The organism is Rickettsia tamurae, from assembly GCF_000751075.1.
In the GTDB taxonomy this organism is placed as follows: domain Bacteria; phylum Pseudomonadota; class Alphaproteobacteria; order Rickettsiales; family Rickettsiaceae; genus Rickettsia; species Rickettsia tamurae.
Genome location: NZ_CCMG01000008.1, coordinates 226,454 through 246,456 on the forward strand (window position 1 = coordinate 226,454; position 20,003 = coordinate 246,456).

A 20,003-nucleotide genomic window follows, 5' to 3' on the forward strand; every position below is an offset into this window, starting at 1 on the left:
AAATAGCGTCTTATGTTGAAGATTTTAGAAAATTTTTTTGAAAATAAAGCAAGAATTAAAATAGAAAGATTTAAGCAATTACCGCCTTTACATGCAGCTACTGCAGAAGGTAATATTTCTGATATAAGAATATATTTACATAGAAAATGTGACGTAAACAAGCAAGATATTAACGGTAAAACCCCTCTGCATCATGTTTATGAAAAAGTTAATAAGGAAGTAATACAAATACTGCTTCAATCTCATAGCATTGATAAGAATATTCAAGATAATAAAAATTATGTCCCTGCAGATTATAGTGCTGAATTTGAAAATAAAGTAGATAAGCTCGGAGAAGTCATAGAATAAGAGTAGCTTAACAAATAACCAATTTATCTAAAATTGTTAAAAAAGGAGAAGAAAAATAAATTTTTAGCAAAAATTAATAAGATTTTTGAAAGAATAGTTAATCCTATTTCAAAAAAACTTATTAATTTTCCTTCACAAAACCTAGAATTATTTTATACTTTCTAAATATAATGAACGGTGCTCTATTCTTTTTATCTCATCTACCGTTACCTGTTCTTCTAGCCTTTGTTTAAACTTAGATCTCAGTTTTTCTAAATCTTTATTTTTCTTAGAAATCGGTAATATTTTAGATAATAATTTATTATTTTTGTTGAACATGCGGTTACTCCCGATTGATTAAACTTAAATTGTTCAAGTTTCAACCACCAAAGATTTTAACCTCGGGTGGTTGGGGTGTTAGAAGAACCGTCACAGAACAGTTATAATAGCTTTTAGGTTTAAAGTTTGCACTTTAAACCCTGAACATAGCTAAAATCACCCCAACCATGACAAAGTTGAGGAGCATTTTTAAATGGATAATGCTAATCATCTGTGATAAAGGACTTCTACACCCTGGAATAACGTTACCGCTATTCTTACGGAAGATTTTAATAAATTTTTTAAAAAAGTCAATTAGCTATTGTCAGAGGACGGCTGCATGGATCAATTTTAACGCTGTCATCCCGCGACTTGATCACGGGATCCAGTTTAAAATACTAAAATTATTAATACTTTAGATTGTTTTTTGGATACCGTGGTCAAACCACGGTATGACACCGAATGCGTTTTCCAATCCACGCAACAACGCCTCGCGGGAATGATATCGAGTAGTTTTTTTGTTCCATGCAACAAAGCCGCTTACTCCGAACTAGTATTAAATAACTGCACTAAATTGTATATAAATATCCAGTGTTTCAATTTCCTCCTTAGTAAATTTATAAGGGGATTTTACATAAATAAGTTTTTGGCGTCTTGCTTCTTTATTTGGTCAGGCGGTAAATATATATAATCTATGTTCTTCTGGATCCTGAGACTCATTATTAGCATGCAGCATCTCATACAAAGCTGTTATATCTTTTTTTGTTTCATCTAAAAAAGATGTAGCAACTTCTTCTAACTTGTCTTTAAATAAACTACTTAACTCTTGATCACTTTCTAGCTCTTCCTGCGAAATTACTCTTATATCATCTAATTTAAAATAAGATTTGATATTTTCTAAAAAAGAATTAGCATAATTCTCAGTTCTAGGACTTTTAAGGTTTTTATTCAAATGATTATATCTAGATAAAATTGAATAATACTTAAACTTTTTTCTTTTAAGGTTTTTTATACCTTGTTATTTTAGAAATAACGACTACAACAAGAAAAATAAAAATACTTATTAACAGAGGATATAAGATATTTAACTGATCAAACATTATTAATTTCACAGAATTTAGTTGATACTACATAATAGTAGTAACATTTATTTAAATTTCAACTTAAATATTTTTTATTTCAATTTAACTCCTATATCTTAAATTTAAATCATTTATATTTAGATATTGTCATAAGAAAATTAATAAGATTTTTATTGAAACCGCTACTTCTAAAATAGATAGCATAATAATTTATGCATTATGATTATGAAATCAGATTTAGGAATACCACAATTATATTCATATGAACCTAAATAAGCTTGTAATTCATGAACATTTTGTTCTATTTTTTCATAATTATATTTATATGAGTTTTGGAATTTTTCAACTAATTTACCTTTATTAACAACTTTTTTATAAGCATCTTCTTTAAAAAACCCGTCCTTTTGTTCTTCACTATGAAAGTAATCCTTAAATTCACTATGTTTTTTCGGTAAATTAGAGATAAATTCTTGCAAATTTTTCTAATTGAATATTGGTAATTAGAGTAAATACCAAACCTATATTTTCTTTATATTGGTTAACTCTTGAAATTTCATGCTCTATTGTATCTTTTTGTTCAATTTCAATAACATTATTAGATAAAATAACTAAATCTTTTTTATTAACCTCTTGCTTTTCAGACTCCTTTAGTTTTATATTCAGTATTTCCTCTTCTAATTCCTTTTCTGTAAATAATTTTTTAAATGCAGTAAGCCATGGACCAAAAGCTGTACTTTCTAACTTTTTAAAATATTCTTTTAACTTCATAACTAATTTCCTTGTTTATATTTTCTTAGTTTAATTTATAGTACTAGTTGAAAGTAATCAAGTTATAAAGCTAAGAAAAATTAATACTTTTGTAAAAATTATATGTAGCGTAACAATTGAAAAACAGTTTTAAAATACTTTAAATAATTTGACTATTTTAGAAAATTTTAATAAAATCTATTAATAAACTCAATCGATAATACAAAATATGAAAACAGCTTTTATCTTCCCCGGTCAGGGGTCGCAATTGACCGGCATGGGAAAGGATTTTTACGATAATTTTAAACCCGCCAAAGAAACCTTTCAAATCGTTGATGAAGTACTAAACCGGAAACTCACTGATATAATTTTTAATGGACCTTCTGAAGAACTTACCTTAACCACTAACGCACAACCGGCATTAATGGCGGTATCTATGGCAATAATAAATATTATCAAAGCTGAAACCGATAAAAGTTTGGATAGTCTTTGCGATTATGCTGCCGGTCATTCTCTAGGCGAATATAGTGCTTTATGTAGCACCGAAAGTATTAGTATTGAGACAGCAGCAAAACTACTTCATATACGTAGTACATCTATGCAGGAAGCATGTCCTGAAGGTGAGGGAAGCATGGCAGCTTGTATCAATATTCCGCTTCAAAAACTTGAAGAAATATTAGAAGATATCAACAAAATAAATTTATGCCAAATTGCCAACGATAACATCGAAGGACAAATAGTTATTAGCGGCAAGACTACAGCTATAGATCATGCTATTAGTATAATTAAAGATTTAGGTTATAAAGCGATAAAGCTGAAAGTCAGTGCTCCATTTCATTGTAGCTTAATGAAGCCGGCAGAAGAAAAAATGCGAGTAGCTCTTGATAAAGCTGTAATTAATAAGCCTCTGATACCGGTAATCCAAAATTATACCGCAAAATCTACTCTAGATCCTACAGAAATCAAACAAAATTTAATTCTTCAGATATGCGGGCGAGTTAGATGGCGTGAAACTTTAGAACTATTTAATATCTTAGATATAACTCATATAGTAGAAATAGGTGCCGGAAGCGTACTAACAAATATGCTCCGAAAAATTAATTATCCATATAAGTTAAGTAATATAAGTAATTTAGAAGAACTACAGAATTTTTTAGATAACGTTAGCAAATAACTGTCTCTAATAACTTCTGACTTATAAAGTTTTTAAATTAACTTAATATTATTATATGAAAATTAGTTTTAGTTTTTTTTAAGCAATTGCTAAAATTATTAACTAGTGATTGGCGAAGCTATTTAAATGACAGAATAACAGAGCTGAAAAATTTAGCTTTATTAGACGGTAATAATACATTTTTAAGAGAAGAATGTTATAGAAAAATTGCTCTTATTGAAAGATGCATTAAAGGAGGTGAATATCCATGGTATGTTGCTCCTTTTAATAAAATAGATCATACAAGTTTACTACTTACCAAATTCATATATTAGAACTTGATTATCTAAATCAAAATACGGTAAAAGCAGTAAAAAATATGCTGCAAAATAACTTCAAAGATATATATAATCCGGAAATTTATATTATTGCTAATTATGAAGAACCTATAATTAAAAACTATACAATAACAGATAAAATAGCTAAAGGTAAAATTATTACATTTAAGGATTTAAATATTAAATATGAAGAACACACGAATGAAGAGTTAAAATATATCGGTGATATAGTAAATGATATTAGAAAACTAGATAGTGAGCTAGTAGCAGAACTATCAAAGATTATCAAATTTATTCATCAATTTTATTTTATAGATTCTTTTATTACTCAGTGTACAATTATTTTTATGGCTACACACTTTGAAGATCTACAAAATTTTCATCAGAATTTAGATAAAATCAACTTTATAGTACTATTACAAAAATATAATCCAAAATGCCAACCAAAAGACTATAAGAGTTTTGTCAATATTGAAGCAATAACTTGGAATAGATTTTTAGTTAAATATCAGAAATTATTTGATAATCTTAGCGAAGAACATTCAGAAATACTATTTAGCATTTGTAGCGATAATGAGGATTTTGTAAAATCATTGCTTTCAGACTCCATCTCTCTTGATTTAGAAAAGCAAACTAAAACCATAACCTATGTGATGGATAAATATAAAGGCGATACTGATTCTTGTCATATAACTCGGCTTTTTAATATTTGCAATAATGCAACAAAGCTTAAAATAGTAAAATTATTAATCTTAAATTCTATCTCTCTCGATTTAGAAAAACGAATTGAAATTTTAAAATATGTGACAGATAAATTTGAAGATAACACGGATTCTATTTGTCATATAACCACCCAACTTTTTAATATTTGTAAAAATACGACAAAGCCTGAAGTTATAAATATTTTATTGATTATTTAGAACCTTGGAAAGGATTACCTATTTTTTGGTGTTATAATGATATGCTTCCTATAGGTGAAGTTTCTTCAAAACTACCTAGCCATGATTATGAATAATATTTAAATCAATAATAAAAATTCTAAAATAATTCTAGAAGTTTTATAATTTAGATGATATAAAGTTAAGCCATAACCGGAGAGATGGCCGAGTGGCCGAAGGCGGCGGTTTGCTAAACCGTTATACGGGTCATACCGTATCGAGGGTTCGAATCCCTCTCTCTCCGCCAATCTGGACAGTGAGCCAATTCTTGTAGTTTATTGAACGGGAAAGCCAAGGAGTAATCAAGGTTTCCGCCTTTCAAATTTAGGTTCGCAAATACAAATTATCGCCTTATTTCCTTTATTTAACAAGGATTTTAGCTATTAATACAAACCTACTAATTATGTTCTATGCTATTCATATGTTAGTTTACGCTAGACTTTTCTCTAATATTTTCTGTTACTTATACGTTATTTTCTGCAAATTTCACCAATTTTAGCCATTTTTTTCTAAAAATATGTACACTACACAAACGAGGGGCTATTCCTCGTAAAATAAGGAATTTGGGAGACTTTTTGCAAAAATTTTTTTTAAGAGAATTAATTGTTTATACCAAAATTTTTCAGTTTTTGTGTATAAAAATTTTACCTATTACCGGAATTGAGTGAGGATTTAAATAAAGCTCAAGGATTGGGTCGGAAATATAAAGGTTTAAAAATTCTAACGTTTTTTCTTTATTACTACAGTCTGTGCTGCCATTATTACACATGGTACATCCTAATTTTACTTTATCATTTGCTACTAAATCTTTTAATTTTGTTACTTCTTCTAAGGTAGCAAATTTTATATCACTTATGTTGCGAAAACCATCTATTACTAAATATATTATTTACTCCTTGCGAAACTGTCCTTCTTATATCATTTATATCTTCATTAGTACGCCAAGAAACATAAGGTAAACTACTATCATATTTGTGACACCAACACCAACCTTGTACCCCTTCTGTATTTCCAGGAGTTGTAATATAGCTTGCATTTGCAAAAGCTACTCCATTATTAAATATGTTATATGCATCTATATCCTCCTTATTAAGACCATACTACCTGAGAGTATAAGCTATAATTACTCCAGTCCAATTAGATTTACATGTAAAATGTCTTTTCATACCTTACCTTTTTAAATTTTATTAAAAACTTTAACTATTTAAGATTAGATAATATCATCTTCGTCGCCCATTAATTTAATTAAGTCTGGATAGGTTTGCTCATATTGAGCTATAAGCTCAAGTGTTTCTGTTTTATCATAAGATGATAATTTAACTTTATCACTTTCTACTAAATCTCTTAATCCTTTTATTTCTTGTAAGGTAGCATAATGAATACTAACATTTTCACCATCTTTTGCTGCATACCATTGATTTTGAGCATCGCATGAAAGAAAGGGCATTTAATATATTAACATTTATGGGTTCTAAATCTAGTTTTACGAAGAAATTTCTTGTTAATCGGAATTGTGGAGTTTCGGTGATAGGTACGTATGATAATCCAAAAGATTCATTATTAAATATACAAATGGCTCTGTTTTCTTTTGAAAACTACTGTTAGGAATAAAACCAAAAATTTTTATTGTATAGTGTTGATTTATATAATTCATATCATTTATAAATAATTTTTGTTCTTTCATTTTTTACCTCTTACAATAGTTAAATTCTATTTATTAAAGCTCTCTATTATTTTCTTTAATCCTTAATATATTCATAAATTCCCTAAATCAACCCCAACTCATTTATTCATACTTTTAATTAAATTTCTATTACATTCTTAAAACTCCTTATTATGATTCTGTCTATAAGCTCATTTTTAACAAAATATTAAGATTTATAGAATTTAATAAGGATATGAAAGAATTAATAGAATTTCTAGAAAGAAGTGGATTAAAGGAGGAAGCCGATAATTTAAGAAAGGGTGGCACAACTCTTGATCTTTCTGCTAACAACATAGGCGATGCTGGAGCAAGGGAAATCGCTGAAGCACTTAAAGCTAATAACTCTTTAATATGGCTTAATCTTGATAACAACAACATAGATAAGGCAACGTTGGACACGATTAACGGATATCTGCAAAGAAATAAAACTATAGCCGAGAAAAAAGCAGAAAGCTTAAATGCAGAGGGTAATAATTTATGCAGTCAAGAAAAGTATAATGAAGCTGTAGAAAAATATAAAGCAGCAATAAAAATTACAAAAGAATCTTTACGTACAGAAAACAAATTATTTGAAGAAAATAAAATAAATGCAGAAAAGAAATATGAAGAACAGCAACAACGAGAACTAGAAAAACGACGAGCAGAAGAAGAACAAGAAAAAAAGCAACAAGAAGAACAGCAGCAGAGCCTAAAGCTTGAAGAGCTAAAATATAATCAACTAATTTTAGCAATAAAAGAAAGTAAGGAAGAAGAAGCAACGAGTTTAGTCCAAAATTTAAATGCGACTACGCTTAATAAGATAGACGATAACGGCGAAACGGCTTTAACTTATGCTGCTAGTAAAGGCTTAAGTAAAGTATGCATGCAACTAATCCCTCAAATGAGCGATCCGACTATTAATACTATTACCAGAACTTATGGAACTACAGCCTTAACTTGTGCTGCATGGAAAGGCTTAGGCGAGGTATGCATACAACTAATTTCAAGAATGCCGGATCAAGCTATTAATCATATAACCAATGGCGGCGATACAGCATTAACCTTAGCTGTATGGAACGGCTTAGAAAAGGTAAGTGAGTTATTAATACCTAGAATGACTATTCAAGCTATTCATCATGTTAATAATAAAGGTGAAACAGTATTAAGTTTAGTTATAAAAAATAATTTTAAAAATATATATAACTTATTAACTTTAAGAGTAAATGAACTAAATAATCAATTCAATAAAACAAATATATATAAGAATGAGGAAGAAAAACTTATTATTGAAGAGGAAGAAGATATTTACCAAATAATAGGCAAGATAATTTTTAACTTACAAAATAGTACTAATATTGATGAAGCAGACAAGCCCATAATAGAGAATAGCTTTATAGAATACTTAATAAGGTTCAGAAGCTAACAGATAAAAACGACATAATAGATATAACTCAAAGTATAAAAGAGCTTATAGGAAACGAAATTACCGAGGGGACAGTTGTAGATTTAGAAGATGAAGTTAATGAAATGGCAGAAAAACAAACTCAAAAAAAAGTTAAATATATTCAACGAAACAGTAAAAAAATAATTACGAAATTAGAAACTGCTAACATTAAAGATAGTGCAGTGATACAAACACAAATAAACGAAATATCAAGTAAAGTACAAACTTTAGAAAACAATGTTAGTATAGAACAAATAACAAACTGGATGGGAAAACTTATAGATGGCAAAATTACTAAAGGAACAGTTATAGATTTAAGAAAGAAAATTGATACTATAATACTTCAAGAAATAAACGAATCCACTAGTGTAATTACATTTATAACAAAGGAAATAATTTACGACAAACCTCTTTTGAATCATCCAAAATTGCTACAAGCTGCCGTCGCTAATAAACTAAGCTCTGATTTAATCCAAGAAGCAATTAATAATAATGATGAGGAGCTTATTTTAGCCGGATTAATAAGTGTAGGATATGATATAACAAAATGTATTTAAACTAAATATTTGGAACTGGTACTAATGCATAAAAAGGTTTAATGAAAGCCTGAATCAAGGCTAATCTAAACTGGTTAAGGGTTCGCATAACGTACCCCGCCAGTCTAGACAGTTAGCCAATTCTTGTAGTGCTATCTAAGTATAATCTTTATCACCAAGCATATTATAGATTTCCGGCATATATTTATGTTTCAGCCAAATCTCAAGATTACCGATAATATAAAGGTTATTTTTAGCTCTGCTAATACCGACGTTTAGCACATTCGGTTTATCGGTCATAACATTTCTTGCTCCCCAATCTTCAGGATGTTGAGCCCCTAGTACCATAATAACCGTATCTGCTTCTTTCCCCTGAAAAGCGTGAATAGTACCAATATTACTACTACAAAAATTACTAACTTTATTTTCTATTTTAAGTTTACGGGCTTCTTGTTCTAACCTAAATTTTATATAAGAGCTATAATTTTTATACATAGTTATTATATAGATTTGATTTAATAATTGAATACAATTATCTTGTTCAAAAATTGATTTTAATAGTTTAAACAATTCTTTAAATTCGGCTTCTGATTCATATTGAGATTTTTTAGTATGATCATCTTGAATATCAATCCATCTTGATTTTTTTAGAATTGTTCTAAGATAAGAATCAGATTTAGGAGCAGCAAAAATCATTTTATTGTCATAAGCAATCTTATTACATATATCAAACATTGGGCTTTGACATCTTCTATGCACCAATAAAGGAAAACCCACGGAAATACCGTATCTTGTTTGATATAAAGAATTACGATCCGCTAGGTGTTGTACCGGGACTTCGGAAGGTGACCATGTTGAGTAATCTACTTTAAGTTTTTGACAAAGCTTATCTATTAATGCTTGACCTAAAATTGATATAGGAGCCGTTTGCATTGGGTCACTGACTACTATAACATTTTTTGATTTATAAATAGCACTTGCCGCATATTGCGGCGGAGTTTGTCCTGCTTCATCAATAATAAGCCGGTCATTATGGCTAAAATGTTTAAACATATTATCAAATGAATGAAAAGTTGTTGAGACAACCGGTACAATCATAAAAAAGTTTTGCCACACGGCTTTCCACATACCCGGTTCTATGTTACTAAATTTTCCATTCATTATTTCAGAAAATAAACTTAAACTATCCCAAAAATTACGAGCATTAGCATTTATAAATATTTCGTGTAGTTTAGTTGCTTGAATAAATAATTTTGACCGTAATTTTTCTACTTCTTGATTAAAATAAGGTGTAATTTTATGAAATGCGTCATAATCGGTAGAATAATTTTGCTCAAAATCATTATCGTTAAAGATTGTAACGGCAAAATTTTTGGAGGTTAAAAACTCCATACTAACAAATAAGGATTCTTCTATTTTTGTAAGCTTTTCTATATCGAGCTTTAATTGCTTGGATTTATCTTATCTTGAAGCTTTTTAATATCGCTTTTGTTTTTTTCTTTTAACTCTAATTGTTCATTTTTTAACCGAATTAAACGTAAGTTATCTTGAATAAAACTATTATATCTCTTTGTTCTAAAAACCCTAATGATAATGAACCAATTTCGTAATCAAATTCTTGGATTTTAGAATCAATATATTTTAATGTTGATTCTAAATTTTTTATTTCTTCTACATATTCATCTAAAATAGCTAACAAATCTTTATTTGGATAATCTTTTAATAAATCACTTTTTTGTTTATTAAGAGTAATAACTTTTTCTATTGTATCGTTAACGTTTAAGACATCTTGATATAATTCATTAAAATATAAACATTCTTTTTGCCATTCTTCTTTAGTATCTATATATGAGTTACAATATTTAGGCATTAAATACTTTAAGCTATGAGCTTCAGATTTACCTTTTAGTAAATTTAAATATTGAAACATTGTTTTACATTTGTAGCCTTCCTGTTCTTTAGGAAATTCAGGTTTCCAAAATTTTTCCATAAAACTTTGATGATTAGCACTTCTTCCAAGTACTGCCGTAAATATTCCCCAGTTTGTATTTCTATCCGTATCGTTTACTAACCAATCAAAAAATTTTAACTCTTCATGATAAATTTTATCTATCTTTGCATAAAGAGGTAACTCTTTGGAAATGTTTTCAACTGCATTATTGTTAGAAGAAGCTATAACAATCTCATGATTTTGAAGAGAAGGGACAAGAGCTTTTATTTTATATTCAAATCCTGAAACTTTAAAGCAATGTTGATCGTCACTAGATCCTTCATCGGGAGTTTTTAATTTAGCAAGGTTTAATGCTCTTTTGACATAAATATTTGCTATTATGTCAAATAGTAAAGTAGTTTTACCGGTTCCGGGTGGGCCGTTAACTGCAAAAATATGCTCTGTATTTTCTATTTTTTGTAGTATTGTATTAATAGCAGCAGTTTGTAAAGCAGCTAAGCAATTTTTTGGTGATGAAGGCCATCTAGCAAACTACATTTTAGAAGGTTCAAGTAACTCTTTCAATAATAACGACTCACTCAAAACATCTTTTATATCAGGTTTATCATCAGCTCCAAGATATTTAGTAATTGGAGAATTTGCAGTAAATTTATCAATATTATTGCGTACTAAATCAAGAGTTTTTAGAAAAAAACTATTAAACATTTCTAAAGCCGGCGCAGGTGCCCAATCCAATTCCTTTTTAGTATCCTCTTTTAAATTATTATCTGTTACTGTTTGATTAGTATAAGCATTTTTAGTTTTTTCATTTTTCCTAAGTTTTCTATAAGTTATTTTTCTAACGCATATTTCAGGATTACTGAGTAAAAATTTCCAATCGATCTTTAATTCACTAATTATAAAATTAGCAATATAATTAACTCTTTCTAAATTAAATTTCTTTTGTTGACCGGTTTTATCAAAAGAATCTTTTAATGCATTTACTATTAATGCAGCACTATTATCTTCAAACTCAATCAAATCTTTAAAATCATCTTCTGAAAATCCTTCTCGTACAACTTTACCGAGAACATAAGCACCGGTAGATATAACCATTGAATTATCTATAAGATTCATATCTTCATCAAGCGTTAGTGCAACGACCGGAGTTAATACAGGGTTTTTGCGATTCTTAGAGCTATACAAAATTTTAGGTTTTACACTAAATAATTCATTGATTTTTTCTTCAATAGCAATTTCAGCTTCAGTCTAATTTAAATAACTAAGGTATAGATGCCAATGAACACATATATCATAATCCGGTAATTCTGCTTTTAATTTTTCTTTATTAAATTTTTCAAAAGGTGCATCTTGTAGCAGAAAAAGAGATTCTTTTTTATTAATTTCTTTATAAAACTCTCTTTGCTGAGTAGCATTTTTTTGTGCATAAGCAAAGTAACTATTTAAAGTTTCATTTTTAGGAGGAGTAGAAAGTTCAATAATCTTCCATACATCTAAAATAGATTTGATTTGTTCATCAGATTGATTGTACATAAAAAGAAGTTTACACTTAAAATAGAAATATCCTAAGTATGAAACTAGTAGAAGTAAATAACTTTTTAATGTTACTATTTATAGCATATAAAGATGTGTATAATTAACACAATTATCGCCAAATTATTAATGATTTTTAATAAAATTTTAGTACTTTTTATAAATTCATTTAATATATTTCCTTAACCCAAAAAATAGGATATAATAAATGCAAAACAACAAGGAAATTATTAAATATATAGTGTCTAGCATTTGGTCTTCTTGGAATCCTATAAACTGGTCACCAAGCATGCAACTAGCTACCTTAAGTTATATATTGTCTTGTTTAATTGATGGGAATGATGCATATCCAATTTGAAGATGCACAAATAATAAATGATGACCAGGAATGGCTTAAAAGCAATCAAACTTTTATCTTTTATAATACACAATTTCCATCTTCTCGTTATATGGAACTTGCAAAAGAGATACCTATATGCCTAAAAAGATTAAAAATATTTCATAAATTTGATGATGAGAATTACGTACCAGATGAAGCGTTAGCGTCTCACAAACTCATAAATAACTTTTCTAATTTATTGAAACATTTTAAACTAACTTCTCTTATAGATCCTACTGATTCTAATCCTAACTATTTTATGGTATGGAGTTGGGCAAAAAATTTAGGGAATATTCCTAAATATTTTGGTCAAAAACTAAAGCGTGTTTGTAATAATATAGAAGAAGCAGAAAATTATTGGGAGAGTTATGAACCGGAGGCATTCTCTAATTTTTCTACCTTTCATGAGTTTATAAATACAATAACATATTGTAATGATGCATTATTAGGTTGTAGAGATATTAGATCAGATATATATTACAATGAACTGTAGTTAATTCAGATAAATACAACCTTCTTCTTTAGCAAATAAAGCAATTAATGCCTATATAATCAAATGCACATTTAAACCGCTTCAACACACATAGCCATACCCATACCGCCACCGATACATAAAGTAACTAAGCCTTTTTTAGCTTTAGCTCTTCGTAAGCTGTGTATTAAAGTAATAAGTACACGCCCACCGCTTGCCCCGATCGGATGACCGATTGCTATTGCTCCGCCGTTAACATTAACCTTATCCATATCCCATTTCATTTCACGGTTTACATAAATACTTTGGGCAGCAAACGCCTCATTAACCTCGATAACTTCCAAATCATTAACGCTCCAACCTGCTTTACTTAAAGCTTTTTTGGATGCAGGAACAGGGGCAGTACCCATAATGCTTGGGTCAACACCGGCTGAAGCATAAGAAACAATACGAGCTAGCGGCGTTAAATTATGCTTTTTCAAAGCTTCTTCGGAAACTACCATAAGACATGCCGCACCGTCATTAATAGAGGAAGCATTACCCGCCGTAACTACACCGTTTTTATCAAAAGCAGGACGTAATTTACTCAGAATTTCAAGGCTGGTATCAGGTCTTACTGTTTCATCATGATCAAACAAACTAGTAGTTTTTTTAATCGTTACTTCGATAGGTAAGATTTCATCTTTAAAAACTCCTGCTAGCTGTGCTTTAGCCGCTTTCTTGTGAGAGCTTAAGGCAAACTCGTCCTGCTCTTGTCTGCTAATATTAAACTGTTTCGAGATATTTTCGGCAGTAATACCCATAAATACTCCTGAAAATACATCGGTTAATCCGTCATACTGCATTAGATCAACCATTTTAATATCGCCGAATTTAGCTCCTGCTCTGATATAGCTACCGTGCATACCGAGCGACATATTCTCCTGCCCACCTGCTATAACTATTTCATTATCACCAGTCATAATTGAATTTGATGCAAGTGCTACGCTTTTAAGACCTGAGCCGCATACTTTATTAATCGTATAGCCCGGCACTTCTTTCGGTATTCCCGCATGAATCAGAGTTTGCCTTGCCGGATTCTGTCCGCTACCGCCTGTTATTACCTGTCCAAGGATTACCTCACCTACTAAAGCTGGATCGATTTTGCTGTTTTGCAGTATATCCTTTATTAAATGAGCAGCAAGCATAAGTGCAGCTGTTGTACTAAGGCTACCCATAAACGAGCCGAAAGCAGTCCTTTTCGCATAAGTTATATAAACCGGTTTTGTCATAATGTATACTCCTTAAATAATTTATCTAGCTTATCATTTATCAAATAACTAATATGTCCGCCTGTTACATTTATAAGCTTAGAGTTTTTTAATAATTTTTGCAAAGGTAAAATGGAAGATTTAGGTACTATTTGATCATCTTCTGCTGCTACTATATATACAGGACAATGAATTAAACTCGGATCAATAATAAAATTATCGATTTTCCATTTAAGATTTATAAACATATTTTCATCTAATATATTTTGTATGATTTGATTATAAACACCTTTATATATATTATTCCCTGACATAAGCCAATTCTTATTCTTGCTCCTTATCGAAAGTTATAGAGAATTTAAATATGAATTTTAGGAATTATCGGTAAATTTTCTATGCCACTATCTAGTTTTAAATATCGATGCAACATTCTTATATAGAAAAAATGAGAAAAATCCCACGGGCAGGTAAGTAAAGTTAGAGTTTTTATAAATTTAGGCATAAGTACGTTTGTAGCTATCGCAAGGTTACCGCCGATACAATGACCTATTAAATTAATGTCTTTAATTTTCAAACTATCTATTACTTCGATTATTTTATATACATAGTCGTCTAGTAAATATTTAGGTTCCTCAATCTCTAGCCAATCTATTAAATAAACTTCACCGTAACTTCTCAAATTTTCAATAAAACTTTTGTCACGAGCTAAAAAAAATATTTCCGGTGAGTTGAAGATAGAAGGGATGATTAGGAAAATATGCGTGTCATCCCGTGGACAAGCCACGGGATAACGCCGAGTAATACAACACCCTATAATGCTCTGTTTGCATTACTATTTTACCGGATTTTAAATATTTATTACCTAAATTATGTGTCTTTGTATAATTATTATAAAGGTCAAAATATTCCTGTAGTTTATTACTATCTAGCATTGAGAGTATCTAATCTTATATTAGTAATTCTTGACAAAAGGCTAAATATATTGTATAAGTTCAGTACCTTCAGAATGTAATAACAGTATATAGGCTCTAAAGTTTTAGGGGAAATATCTTTTCATAAAATCTTGAAGTGCTTAAGTTTTTTTTTTGTCCTTAGGGATTTATAATGCTAAGTACCTCATCACGATCTTTTAAAAACAAATTCAGAGCGGCATTTTGGCCTGTGCATAATTACGAACTCGGAAAGTTTATTCCGACGAGTGCCTTAATGTTTTGTATTTTATTTAATCAAAATGTTTTGCGAATCTTAAAAGATAGTATTTTAATCTCCGAGATTAGTGCAGAAATAGCAGGTTTTGCTAAAGTTTATTGTGTTACGCCTGCCGCTGCTTTATTCGTGATTATTTATGCTAAAATGATTAATCATCTTACCTTTGAAAAGATCTTTTATTATTTAAGTGCATTTTTTATCAGCTTTTTTGTTTTATTTGCCTTTGTAATCTATCCTAATATTCATATTTTTCATGTACATCCTGATAATCTAGCTGACTGGATGGAACGCTATCCTCATTTTAAGTGGTATATCTCATTAGTAGGTAATTGGGGTTATATAGTATATTATAGTCTTGCCGAGCTTTGGCCTAATATTTTTTACGTATTATTATTTTGGCAGTTTGCTAATGAACTTACTACTACCGAAGAAGCAAAAAGATTTTATACTCTCTTTTCGCTATTCGGCAACTCTTCTTTAATATTAGTCGGCTTTTTAATGATGAATCTATCATCGGAAGATACTATTATTAAAAAGTTTATGAGTATTTCGGATAGTAAAATCACTTTAGTTCAAGTATCCACGACAATTGCGGCGATTGTTGCTATTGTTTGTTGTTTGTTAGTTAGGTTTATTAGTAAGAACGTTTTCACTAACCCGTTATTTTACGCTAAAGCAAAAAGCGGCAGATCAACTTCAGAACGGATGGGACTGATTAAAAGCTTTAAATATATTGCAAAATCAAAATATTTATGGTTACTTTTAATTTGTTCGGCAGCTTTCGGATTTGCTATTAACTTAGTCGAAGCCGTATGGAAAGCAAAAATTAAGGAATTATATCCGACTGTAAATACCTATGCTGAATTTAACAGTCTGTATATACTTTGGACAGGCGTTGCAATAATGGTTATGACCATCATCGGTAATAACGTTATGCGTATGCATAATTGGTTTGTTGCTGCAGTAATTTCACCGGTTATAATAATGGTGACCGGCATTTTGTTCTTTGTACTTATTGTATTTGATCAACAAATTTTATCATTATTTGATAGAGCGATTTTAATGTCACCTCTTGCTCTTGCCGTTTCGATCGGCGGTATTCAAAATATTTTAGCTAAAGGTACTAAATATTCTATATGGGATACTTCAAGAGAAATGTTATATATCCCTCTTGATGAGGAGCTTAAAACCAAAGGCAAAGCTGCAGTTGACGTGATAAGTACGAAAGTCGGCAAATCCTCTAGCGGTCTTGTGCAATCTATTATTTTTACTTTAGTTCCAACTGCTACTTTTACCTCAATCTCACCGATTCTAATGGTAGTATTTACTTTTGTATGCTTAGCGTGGATTTATGCAGTAAGAAAAATATATTTTGAATATCAAAAAATAGCATAATGATATCGACATTGCCCACGTAGTTCAGTTTTCTTGTCATTGCGAGCGACTGTAGGCATTGTTGGATGGATCGATTTTCTATTGTCATCCCGCAACTTGATCTCGGGATCCAGTTTAAAATACTAAACTTATTAGTGCTTTAAGTTGTATTTATGGATACCGTGGTCAAGCCACGGGATGACACCGAATGCGTTTTTTGATCCACGCGGACAATGCCCTTTTTAGCTAGGAATATTGTAGCATCAACCTATTGATCTACTATGAATCAATCTCTCCTAAAGCTTTAGTCTCTATATTATCTAAGAAAATCTCAAAATCCTTTAAGATATTTTCAACATCTTTTAAGATAGGATCAAATTCGTCTTTACTTTGAGAAGAAGGCGGTTTAAATGAAGTTAGGGTAACTTTTTCACTCTTTATAAAATTATGAGGCTGATCCTTAAGTTTAATAGTAACAACTTCGCCTGCTAGAGAGTTCGTATGCCTGTTCTCATTAATTGGGTTTGGATGCGTAATTTCTAGGTTTTTTGGAGTATTATCTTTCTTGTTCTTACTACGGAATGAAAAAATTCTAGATAATGGCATTTGATTTACATTTTATTTAAAAAACGCCATTATAGGGAAATAATTTATATTTAACAAGCAGGATGGTTAATTTTTATAAACTTTTCTATCATTCTAGTAACGGAACATTCTAGCTCAATATCTAATTTTGAATAATCAGAAAAGTTAAACCATTTAAGTTCATTCGATTCGTTATTTTTTATAAAATTATCATTATTTACTGTTTTTAGTAAAAATCGTACATCATAGTGATAATGAGCAGGCTCCTTATGAGTTTGCGGAATATAATGGGTGTCTATATCAAAAATCTCCTTATTTATCGTTTTGATCTCATTAATTCCAGATTCTTCCATAGCTTCTTTAACTGCTACATTTAATATATTACTATCTCCATCACAATGACCGCCTGGTTGAAGCCACTTATCAAGCTTTTTATGGTGCATCAATAAAAATTTAGTTTTATCATTATTAAGTAAAAAAGCCGAAGCTGTGAAATGTCCTATTTGTAAATCTCGGCTAAAAGGGTTTTCATACTCATTTAAAAATTCAAGCATTTTTGTTTTTGTAACAATTTCTTCAGGATATGTGCTACTGTAATTTTGTAGTTTAATATGTAATTCATTCATAATGATAATTTTTTATGTATCGAGCTTCGATATTTAACTCAAATTTCTCTGCTAAGTCAAATGAAAATAATGTCATAAAATTATATTTTACCATGTTTCATGGTAATTATTATTGACAATTAGTTAATACTCAGTTATATATCATGCTTCTAAAATTTAATATTAACTAATTAGGTTTATTTTTATACTTAACAAAATAGTCGATTTATTTAGAAGTGATGATACAAACCCTTGGTATGGTAAGCTTGCGGTAGTAGGAGCATGTGCTGTTGGAATTTATGTAGTAGTAATTGATCCACCTTTAAAAATTGCTATGGCATGTGCTGCCGGCATAATGGGAACATTGGCTGCAATTAAAGTAGGAGAAGCCTGTTATAATTATTGTATGGAAACAAATACCCAAGAAGGACTTGAATTAGTAGGAGATGGTATACACCTCCATCAAGACTAAACATTTTTAACGAACTTAGAGGACAAACAGACTCTAAATTCGTATTCATTTACCATTCAAACCGTTTTTTAGTCTAATTTTGACTTGTTTTAAAGAACGAGGAGTTGCGTCCGTAACTTCAATTTCAATATTTTCTGAAATATCTATTCTAGTACCGATAGCCGGAACACTACCGACTCTAGTCAATACTAATCCACCTATCGTATCAAACTCATCATCATCACTTTTTAGCTTTTCTCCTATTATTTCTTCAAGCACTTCTACTTCAACACGTGCATTTGAAATAATTGTTGAGTTATTAATAACCTTGAAATTATCGCTATCTAATTGCTGATCATGCTCGTCATCAATTCGTCCTACTATTTCTTCTATAAGATCTTCAATAGTAACTAAACCGTCAGTACCGCCATACTCATCAACAACTATTGCAATATGTGTTCTCTCACGACGCATTTTTGCTAGCAAATCTAATAATTTCATAGAAGGGGCTGCAATTATATGCTTACGTATAAGCTTTTTTAAACGACCGTTTTGCTTTGTAGCCAATGCTTTAAATAAATCCTTGATATGAATGAACCCTACTACATTGTCCAAAGTACCGTCATATATAAGAGTTCGTGTATGTGGGACTTCTAACTTAATAGACTCACTTAATTCTTCTAGATTCGTAGTTAATTTTATTGCCGCAATATCGGAACGCGGTACCATTATATCTTCAATAGTTTTATCTTCTAGCTTCAATAAATTAACTAAAATATTACGCTCGTCTAAAGTCATTTTTTGGCTATTAATTTTAAGGCGTTTTATGACACCAAAAAAATTATCAGGCGTTTTTGTTTTTCTAAAAAAATTTTTTATCGGAGAGAATAATTTTCGTACAGTAAAAATTAACTTATTATTTTGATTTTTTTTACTAGAATCTTCTTTTTTTGAAGATTTTAACATAAATTTTTTTATTTAGTTAATAAGGGGAAGAAATACCGAAATATGATAATATTTCAATTTCTAGATTTTCCATAATATTTGCTTCTGTGTCATTTTGATGATCAAACCCAATTAAGTGTAAAATACTATGTATTAAAAGATGAATAAAATGATTCTCAAAAGTTTTTTGTTGCTCACACGATTCATTATATATTACCTCATAACAAAATGCTATATCACCTAAATGCATATAATCAGAGTCACCTAAAAATTCAAGTTTAGAATATAAATCCTGCCAATTTAATTCGTTGCTTGGAAAAGAAAGAACGTTAGTAGCTTTTTCTATATTACGAAATTGTTTGTTTAAGGTCAATATTTCTGCAGTATTTGTTAGTAAAATTGATAATTCAAATTGTTTTATTTTACCAAAATTATCAAATCGCAATAAAACATTTTGAGTTATTTTTTTGATTAAACTCTTATTTATCTGCTTATGCTCACACCATTTATTGTAGTTTCTTACAATTTCTACGTTTATCATTTTTTATTTTTTAAGCTTTGTTTCATGACTTGTTTTTTCGTCATTGCGAGCGACTAAAGGCATTATTGCGTGGACCGATAAAATCCGCTGTGTCAAGCCACGGGATGACAGAGGTGAAATTGATCCACGCAACAAAGCCTC

General features: G+C 29.9%; 23 protein-coding genes, 1 tRNA gene and 2 pseudogenes. 10 read left to right on the top strand and 16 right to left on the bottom strand.

All coding sequences use genetic code 11. The features are described from left to right. The first annotated feature begins 12 nt into the window (after window positions 1-12). Complete coding sequence (locus tag MB29_RS03070; protein WP_084686786.1) at window positions 13-348, top strand: ankyrin repeat domain-containing protein; 336 nt, start codon at window positions 13-15, stop codon at window positions 346-348. 147 nt (window positions 349-495) lie between these two features. On the opposite strand, the gene MB29_RS11425 is transcribed toward MB29_RS03070, so the two are convergent. Continuing rightward, a complete protein-coding gene (locus tag MB29_RS11425) occupies window positions 496-666 on the bottom strand; it encodes a hypothetical protein (RefSeq protein ID WP_215426192.1) in 171 nt (56 codons plus the stop codon). Between the two features lie 200 nt (window positions 667-866). On the opposite strand from MB29_RS11425, the gene MB29_RS09975 reads away from it, so the two are divergent. Further along, window positions 867-1,064 carry a hypothetical protein gene (locus tag MB29_RS09975; RefSeq protein ID WP_084686788.1) on the top strand — a complete coding sequence of 66 codons (198 nt, stop codon included), beginning with the start codon at window positions 867-869 and terminating at the stop codon, window positions 1,062-1,064. 251 nt (window positions 1,065-1,315) lie between these two features. On the opposite strand, the gene MB29_RS09985 is transcribed toward MB29_RS09975, so the two are convergent. The 3 genes from MB29_RS09985 to MB29_RS12600 form a co-directional block, all read right to left on the bottom strand. Then, window positions 1,316-1,597: a hypothetical protein gene (locus MB29_RS09985; RefSeq protein ID WP_084686792.1), complete on the bottom strand. Its 282-nt coding sequence runs from the start codon at window positions 1,595-1,597 to the stop codon at window positions 1,316-1,318. 318 nt (window positions 1,598-1,915) lie between these two features. After that, window positions 1,916-2,203 (bottom strand): hypothetical protein, encoded by a 288-nt coding sequence (locus MB29_RS12595; protein ID WP_233418894.1) that lies wholly within the window; start codon window positions 2,201-2,203, stop codon window positions 1,916-1,918. Next, a complete protein-coding gene (locus MB29_RS12600) occupies window positions 2,184-2,495 on the bottom strand; it encodes a hypothetical protein (protein WP_233418895.1) in 312 nt (103 codons plus the stop codon). The genes MB29_RS12595 and MB29_RS12600 overlap by 20 nt, the downstream gene beginning before the upstream one ends. A 208-nt stretch (window positions 2,496-2,703) precedes the next feature. Here MB29_RS12600 and fabD point away from each other — a divergent pair, with 208 nt between their 5' ends. The 4 genes from fabD to MB29_RS03105 all read left to right on the top strand — a co-directional run bounded on the left by fabD (window position 2,704) and on the right by MB29_RS03105 (window position 5,150). Beyond that, window positions 2,704-3,648, top strand: coding sequence for an ACP S-malonyltransferase (gene fabD / locus MB29_RS03085; RefSeq protein WP_032138977.1), 945 nt, complete (start codon window positions 2,704-2,706; stop codon window positions 3,646-3,648). A gap of 86 nt (window positions 3,649-3,734) precedes the next feature. After that, window positions 3,735-3,962 carry a hypothetical protein gene (locus MB29_RS03090; protein ID WP_233418896.1) on the top strand — a complete coding sequence of 76 codons (228 nt, stop codon included), beginning with the start codon at window positions 3,735-3,737 and terminating at the stop codon, window positions 3,960-3,962. 44 nt (window positions 3,963-4,006) lie between these two features. After that, a complete protein-coding gene (locus MB29_RS12605; RefSeq protein ID WP_233418897.1) occupies window positions 4,007-4,885 on the top strand; it encodes a hypothetical protein in 879 nt (292 codons plus the stop codon). 173 nt (window positions 4,886-5,058) lie between these two features. Beyond that, window positions 5,059-5,150 (top strand) — tRNA-Ser (locus MB29_RS03105). A 963-nt stretch (window positions 5,151-6,113) separates the two neighbouring features. Here MB29_RS03105 and MB29_RS12610 read toward each other — a convergent pair. Then, window positions 6,114-6,350, bottom strand: a complete 237-nt coding sequence (locus tag MB29_RS12610; protein WP_032138979.1) for a hypothetical protein — start codon at window positions 6,348-6,350, stop codon at window positions 6,114-6,116. 451 nt (window positions 6,351-6,801) lie between these two features. On the opposite strand from MB29_RS12610, the gene MB29_RS12615 reads away from it, so the two are divergent. Then, the gene (locus tag MB29_RS12615; protein WP_233418898.1) at window positions 6,802-8,010 is read left to right on the top strand and encodes an ankyrin repeat domain-containing protein; all 1,209 of its coding nucleotides are present in this window, start codon (window positions 6,802-6,804) and stop codon (window positions 8,008-8,010) included. A gap of 104 nt (window positions 8,011-8,114) precedes the next feature. Next, a complete protein-coding gene (locus MB29_RS03130) occupies window positions 8,115-8,588 on the top strand; it encodes a hypothetical protein (protein WP_233418899.1) in 474 nt (157 codons plus the stop codon). Window positions 8,589-8,723: 135 nt separating this feature from the next. On the opposite strand, the gene MB29_RS08340 is transcribed toward MB29_RS03130, so the two are convergent. The 5 genes and pseudogenes from MB29_RS08340 to MB29_RS08350 form a co-directional block, all read right to left on the bottom strand. Continuing rightward, window positions 8,724-9,959: a DEAD/DEAH box helicase gene (locus MB29_RS08340; RefSeq protein WP_051965295.1), complete on the bottom strand. Its 1,236-nt coding sequence runs from the start codon at window positions 9,957-9,959 to the stop codon at window positions 8,724-8,726. Window positions 9,960-10,098: 139 nt separating this feature from the next. Continuing rightward, window positions 10,099-10,557 carry a hypothetical protein gene (locus tag MB29_RS13705; RefSeq protein ID WP_051965296.1) on the bottom strand — a complete coding sequence of 153 codons (459 nt, stop codon included), beginning with the start codon at window positions 10,555-10,557 and terminating at the stop codon, window positions 10,099-10,101. 150 nt (window positions 10,558-10,707) lie between these two features. Next, window positions 10,708-10,998: pseudogene (locus tag MB29_RS14095) on the bottom strand (AAA domain-containing protein); the annotation flags it as partial. Window positions 10,999-11,049: 51 nt separating this feature from the next. Next, window positions 11,050-11,703, bottom strand: coding sequence for a hypothetical protein (locus tag MB29_RS09080; RefSeq protein ID WP_051965297.1), 654 nt, complete (start codon window positions 11,701-11,703; stop codon window positions 11,050-11,052). A gap of 63 nt (window positions 11,704-11,766) precedes the next feature. Next, window positions 11,767-12,051: a hypothetical protein gene (locus tag MB29_RS08350; protein ID WP_084686796.1), complete on the bottom strand. Its 285-nt coding sequence runs from the start codon at window positions 12,049-12,051 to the stop codon at window positions 11,767-11,769. A 338-nt stretch (window positions 12,052-12,389) separates the two neighbouring features. Here MB29_RS08350 and MB29_RS03160 point away from each other — a divergent pair, with 338 nt between their 5' ends. After that, window positions 12,390-12,923, top strand: coding sequence for a hypothetical protein (locus MB29_RS03160; RefSeq protein ID WP_233418900.1), 534 nt, complete (start codon window positions 12,390-12,392; stop codon window positions 12,921-12,923). Window positions 12,924-12,994: 71 nt separating this feature from the next. Here the strand turns inward: MB29_RS03160 and MB29_RS03165 are convergent, their stop codons facing one another. After that, on the bottom strand, window positions 12,995-14,173 hold the full coding sequence (locus tag MB29_RS03165; protein ID WP_032138980.1) for an acetyl-CoA C-acetyltransferase: 1,179 nt from the start codon (window positions 14,171-14,173) through the stop codon (window positions 12,995-12,997). Further along, window positions 14,170-15,084: pseudogene (locus tag MB29_RS13710) on the bottom strand (alpha/beta fold hydrolase). Before MB29_RS13710 ends, MB29_RS03165 begins: the two are co-directional and overlap by 4 nt. 172 nt (window positions 15,085-15,256) lie before the next feature. Here MB29_RS13710 and tlc5 point away from each other — a divergent pair. Next, entirely contained in the window at window positions 15,257-16,756 is a 1,500-nt protein-coding gene (gene tlc5 / locus MB29_RS03175) for a GTP/GDP exchange transporter Tlc5 (RefSeq protein ID WP_032138981.1), read from the top strand. A gap of 258 nt (window positions 16,757-17,014) precedes the next feature. On the opposite strand, the gene MB29_RS03180 is transcribed toward tlc5, so the two are convergent. The 4 genes from MB29_RS03180 to ybeY all read right to left on the bottom strand — a co-directional run bounded on the left by MB29_RS03180 (window position 17,015) and on the right by ybeY (window position 19,862). Continuing rightward, window positions 17,015-17,341, bottom strand: coding sequence for a hypothetical protein (locus MB29_RS03180; RefSeq protein WP_032138982.1), 327 nt, complete (start codon window positions 17,339-17,341; stop codon window positions 17,015-17,017). Window positions 17,342-17,391: 50 nt separating this feature from the next. Further along, window positions 17,392-17,823, bottom strand: coding sequence for an NUDIX hydrolase (locus MB29_RS03185; RefSeq protein WP_267881730.1), 432 nt, complete (start codon window positions 17,821-17,823; stop codon window positions 17,392-17,394). Between the two features lie 619 nt (window positions 17,824-18,442). Next, on the bottom strand, window positions 18,443-19,342 hold the full coding sequence (gene tlyC, locus MB29_RS03190; protein WP_032138984.1) for a hemolysin C: 900 nt from the start codon (window positions 19,340-19,342) through the stop codon (window positions 18,443-18,445). A gap of 16 nt (window positions 19,343-19,358) precedes the next feature. Then, window positions 19,359-19,862, bottom strand: coding sequence for an rRNA maturation RNase YbeY (gene ybeY / locus MB29_RS03195; RefSeq protein WP_032138985.1), 504 nt, complete (start codon window positions 19,860-19,862; stop codon window positions 19,359-19,361). Between the last annotated feature and the right edge of the window lie 141 nt (window positions 19,863-20,003).